At 64.9% G+C, this 4,537-nt stretch carries 5 protein-coding genes; 1 reads left to right on the top strand and 4 read right to left on the bottom strand.

What is annotated here, in order from left to right; all coding sequences use genetic code 11:
- Positions 1-533, top strand: a 533-nt coding sequence (locus tag ACILRA_RS20285; RefSeq protein WP_395663868.1) for a hypothetical protein, incomplete at its 5' end; no start/stop codon positions are given.
- On the opposite strand, the gene ACILRA_RS20280 is transcribed toward ACILRA_RS20285, so the two are convergent.
- From ACILRA_RS20280 to ACILRA_RS20265, 4 genes are read right to left on the bottom strand one after another with little or no spacing between them, the layout of a single operon-like run.
- The gene (locus ACILRA_RS20280) at positions 530-1,381 is read right to left on the bottom strand and encodes an amidohydrolase family protein (RefSeq protein WP_395663867.1); all 852 of its coding nucleotides are present in this window, start codon (positions 1,379-1,381) and stop codon (positions 530-532) included. The two genes, ACILRA_RS20285 and ACILRA_RS20280, sit on opposite strands and share 4 nt — an antisense overlap.
- A gap of 13 nt (positions 1,382-1,394) precedes the next feature.
- Positions 1,395-2,162, bottom strand: a complete 768-nt coding sequence (locus ACILRA_RS20275) for an SDR family NAD(P)-dependent oxidoreductase (protein ID WP_395663866.1) — start codon at positions 2,160-2,162, stop codon at positions 1,395-1,397.
- Positions 2,159-3,421, bottom strand: a complete 1,263-nt coding sequence (locus ACILRA_RS20270) for an aminotransferase class V-fold PLP-dependent enzyme (protein WP_395663865.1) — start codon at positions 3,419-3,421, stop codon at positions 2,159-2,161. The genes ACILRA_RS20275 and ACILRA_RS20270 overlap by 4 nt, the downstream gene beginning before the upstream one ends.
- A 5-nt stretch (positions 3,422-3,426) precedes the next feature.
- Positions 3,427-4,467, bottom strand: coding sequence for an LLM class flavin-dependent oxidoreductase (locus ACILRA_RS20265; RefSeq protein ID WP_395663864.1), 1,041 nt, complete (start codon positions 4,465-4,467; stop codon positions 3,427-3,429).
- Positions 4,468-4,537 lie beyond the last annotated feature (70 nt).

Here is a 4,537-nt window from a genome sequence, read left to right as displayed (position 1 = left end):
TGTTCGAGTATCTCCTGAAGAACGACAAGGTTCCCGTGGAGTTCGTGGCAGCACAGCTCGAATACGCCAACAATGCATCCGACCCGCAGCTTCTCTCGGCCATGGAGCGCGCCCTCACCAAGGCGGCAGAGCAGAACACGAGCGTGCAGGCGGTGTTCACCGAGGCGATGGCCAGGCTCCCGTCGCGCATCTTCGTCAACGTGATGAACGAGCAGCAGCGCGCGTGCTTCTCCAAGCTGCTGATGTCATTGAAGGATAATGACGAAGCCTTGATCACCGTGCCGTCGATCTCGCTGTCGAAGTGGGACGGCAAGGTGAACGAGATCCGCGCCATGAAGGATGAGGATGTGGCAAAGGCTGAGACCATCGCCACATGGCTGCGCGGGCTCGGTTTCGATATCGAGGTGGTGAACCTCACGAACCGCTGGTCCGGGGCCAAAAAGGTGCGCCCCAACACCTTTGAAATATGGTTTGGAGACAGGGACTTGCCGCCGGTTTGCACGGGCAAGCAGACGGCCGCCTCCACGAACTAGAACCGGTAGGCCCTGCGTCCGTTGTCGCGGAACAGCTTGCGCTTTTCCTCCGCCGTGCAGCCTTCCGTTGCCCAGTCGAGAACTTCCAGCCAGTCCGTGTACTTGCCGGCGAGTTCGGAGACCGGCCAATCGCCGCCGTACATGATGCGGTTGAAGCCGAAGCAATCGATCACATGGTCGATGTAGGGGCGGAGTTGCTCGCGCGTCCAGTTTTCATGGTCGGCTTCGGTGGTGACGCCTGAAAGCTTGCACATCACGTTGGGAAGCGCGGCCATCTCGCGGATGTGGGTCTTCCATGGCTCGACGAGACCGTCCTTGATGCCGGGCTTGCCGATGTGGTCGAGGATGAAGGACACCTCGGGACACTGGCGGACATAGCGCAGCACGTTGGCGAACTGATGATGGTAGATGCAAATATCGAAGCTGAAGTTGTATTTCGGTAGCAGTTTGGTTGCGGCAATGAAGCCTGGCTGGAGGACGAATTCGGGATCCGGCTTGTTCTGTATCAGCCGCCTCACGCCGCGCATGACGGGGAGTTTTGACAGCCGCTCCATGTCGGCCTCGACCGATGGACCCTGCTCAAGGGGCAGGCAGGCGACGCAGCCCTTCAACCTCGGGTCGCTATTGGCGAGCGACTGCACCCACTCGCCTTCCTTCAGATATTGCGGCATGTCGACGTCGACCTCGACGAAGACGATGGACTCGACGGTGTAGGGGGAGGCCCGCTCCTCGAGGTCCTTCACCGACCAGTCACGCGCGAGCTTCGGGGCGCCGGCCGCCCAGCTGTATGTGAACTTCTTCTGGTCGAGCAGGTGGACGTGGGTGTCGGTGATGGGAAAGTCGATCATCTCATGTGGTCCTTCATTGCGCGAGGAAGCCGCCGTCGACGGGCAGTGTGTGGCCAGTCACCATCGCGGCGGCAGGAGAGGCGAGAAACAGGATGGCACTGGCGACCTCGCCCGGCTCGGCGAGGCGGCGCATCGGGGTCATCGCCTCGATGCGGGAGACGAGGTCCGGCTGCTCGAGGATCGGCTTGATGAAGGGCGTCCTCACCCAGGTGGGGGCAACGGCATTGACGCGGATGCCATGGCTTGCCCATTCGACGGCGAGGGCGCGCGTCATGTTGACCACCGCGCCCTTGGTGGCCTGGTAGGAGATGTTGGGATAGAGCCCGCCGCCCGAGAGCCCCATGATGGAGGCGACGTTGACGATGGCGCCGCCCGTTCCCCCACCGATCATGCGCCGTGCGGCCTCGCGCGCGCAGAGGAAGACGGCGGTCATGTTGACGTCGACCACCTTGTTCCAGTCGGCGGCGGAAAGCTCGACCGACGGCCGGCGGATGGCCAGCCCGGCATTGTTGACGAGAATGGCGGGACAGCCGCCGGGGGCGGCATCGAGCATGGCGCCAATGTCCTCCTCGCGGGTCACGTCAGCGCGGACTGCCACCGCCCTGCCGCCACTGGCGCTTATTCCTGCCGCCACATCCGAAGCGCCGGACAGGTCGAGATCAGCCACGACGACAAAGGCGCCCGCCGCAGCGAGCGCTTCTGCAGCAGCCCTGCCGATGCCGCTTGCCGCGCCAGTGACGGCAGCCGCCCTGCCATCGAGGCGGAAGGGCGAGGTGGTCATGCGGGTGGTCCTGCGAACTCATTCACCAGGGTGAGGAACTGCGCCACTTCGGCAAGCGTGTTGTAGTGGCTGAAGGAGACGCGCACGCAATCCGCGAGGCCCAGCGGCGAGAGCACGTTGCCGCTGTAATGATCTGCCTTGCGGGTGTGGGTCCTGACGCCGCGCGCATTGAGGAAGGCGACGATCTCCTCGCTCGGGCGGCCCTCCATCCACAGCGAGACGACGCCCTCGCGCCGGGCATTGTCCGTGCCGCCGATGACGTGGAGGCCGGGAATGTCCGCAAGGCCCCGCAGATTACCGGTGCCGTGCATCATCGCCTCGGCAAGCGACTGCTCGTGATCGTGGATGGCGCGGCCTGCGGCCTCGAGGCAGGCGCGGCGGTTCTTGTCATCCGTGTAATGACGGCCGAGCCAGGCGAGATAGTCGACGACATCCGAGAAGGTGGCGTAGCTGCCGGTGTCGCGCGTGCCCATCTCCCAGTTGGTGGCGGGGCCGCCGATCACCGTTTCCTTGGTGCAGGCGGTGAGCCGGTCCGAGGCCCAGCCGATGCCGTAGCCGTGGCGCGAGAACGCCTTGTAGGGCGAGATGGCATAGCCGTCGATGCCGCAGGCGGCGAGGTCCACCGCGCCATGGCTGGCGTGCTGGATGCCGTCCACCACGATGAAGCAACCGGGCGAGACCTGGCGGATGGCGGCGGCGATGGCGGCTATGTCCACCGTCATGCCGGTGACGGGCGAGGTGTGGATGATGGTGGCAAGCCGCACATCGGGGGTGATGTGGCGGAGATAGGCGGCAACATCCACGTTGCCCGTCGCATCGTCATGCGGGACCAGCACATGCGGGCGGCCCGTCACCTCCGCCCAGCGCGCCATGGCGCTGCGCGAGGCCGGGTGCTCCAGCGTGGTGGAGAGTAAGATGCCGCCTGATTCCGCCCCCAGTGCCGCCGTGCGGATCAGGCGGAAGAGCACCTCCGTTCCGCTCTCGCCGACGAAGACCTGGCCGGAGGGCGCGTTGAAGAACAGCCGCATGTCGTCCTTGCCGCGGGCGATTGCCGCCATCAGCGCGGCGGATGCCGGATTGTCGCGGCCCTGGTTGTCCGGGATCGCGGCGTAAAGGGCGGAGGTCTCCACCACGGATTTAAGGGTGAGGGCACCGCCTGCGTTCTCGAAGAACACGCGGGGACCCGAGAATGGGCAGGTGTCGACATGGGCGAAACGGCCGCGCACGTCTTCCATCAGGCCGGGCTTGTTTGTTAGCACTGCACTTACTCCACGAAGGCTGGGATCACTTCTTTGCAGAAGAGCTCGAGCGAGCGCTTCTGTTCCTTGAGGCCCAGCCCGAGGCTGGCATAATAGGTGAATTCATCGACACCGAGATCGGCATAGGGCCTGAGCTTGGCGATCACCTCGTCCGGGGTGCCGAACATGAGGTTGGTGGAAAGCATCTTCGCGTCGTACTCGGCGCGGTTGGCGATGTCGCCGAGGTCCAGCTCCTTCGGGAAGCCGTTCTTCACGTCGCCCAGGTTCTTGAACAGGTTCTCGAACTGGCCGAGCTGGCGCTGCGCGGCCTTGACCGGCACCATCCAGTCCTCCTTGCGGTCGTAGACGGCGGTGTGGCGCATCATGGCGAAGATGGGCCGGGGCCTGCCCGGGTTGTTCGCCATCGCCTCATCGAGGCGGGACTTGTAGAGTTCGGCCTCCGACATGGGGCGGGTCAAGGGCCAGGACATGATGTTGAGCCCGTGCTTGACCGCGAAGTCATAGGTGATGGGGGCGCGGGCGGCGACCCAGAGCGGCGGGTGCGGCTGCTGCAGCGGCTTAGGCACCGAGGTCGCGAGCGGGAAGGACCAGAACTCGCCCTTGTGCTCATAGTCGCCCTTCCACAGGGCGAGGACGGCGGGCAGCATCTCCTGCATGTATTTCCAGCCGTCGGTCTGCTTGAGGCCGGGGTACATGCGGTCGAACTCGCGCTGGTAGGCGCCTGAGCCGATGCCGAACTCGAGCCGCCCGCCGGTGATGAGGTCGGTGAAGGCCGCCTCGCCCGCGAGCTTGATCGGGTGCCAGTAGGGGGCGACGGCGACCGCCGTGCCGAGCCTGATCTTCGAGGTATGGGCCCCCCACCAGGTGAGGATCTGGAAGGGATCGGGCGCGATCGTCATCTCGAGGGCATGGTGCTCTGCGGCCCAGGCGATGTTGAAGCCGCCGTCCTCCGCCATCTGAACCATCTCGAGCGTGTGGCGCGCCACCTCGCGCATGTCGAGGCTGGCATCCATGCGCTCGAGATTGACGGCGAGCTGGAATTTCATGAGGTCCCCCGGTTGGCAGTCTTTTTTCTGCCCGGGAGAATGGCATTGTGTGGCGCGAAAGACGAGGGGT

The sequence above is a fragment of the Aestuariivirga sp. genome (assembly GCF_044239095.1).
Lineage (GTDB): Bacteria > Pseudomonadota > Alphaproteobacteria > Rhizobiales > Aestuariivirgaceae > Aestuariivirga.
This window is presented reverse-complemented; position numbering and strand designations above follow the sequence as displayed.

Bases quoted from the DNA above. Each gene is read 5' to 3' on its own strand.
- ACILRA_RS20280 (WP_395663867.1), bottom strand. From the start codon at position 1,381: ATGATCGACTTTCCCATCACCGACACCCACGTCCACCTGCTCGACCAG.
- ACILRA_RS20275 (WP_395663866.1), bottom strand. From the start codon at position 2,162: ATGACCACCTCGCCCTTCCGCCTCGATGGCAGGGCGGCTGCCGTCACT.
- ACILRA_RS20265 (WP_395663864.1), bottom strand. From the start codon at position 4,467: ATGAAATTCCAGCTCGCCGTCAATCTCGAGCGCATGGATGCCAGCCTC.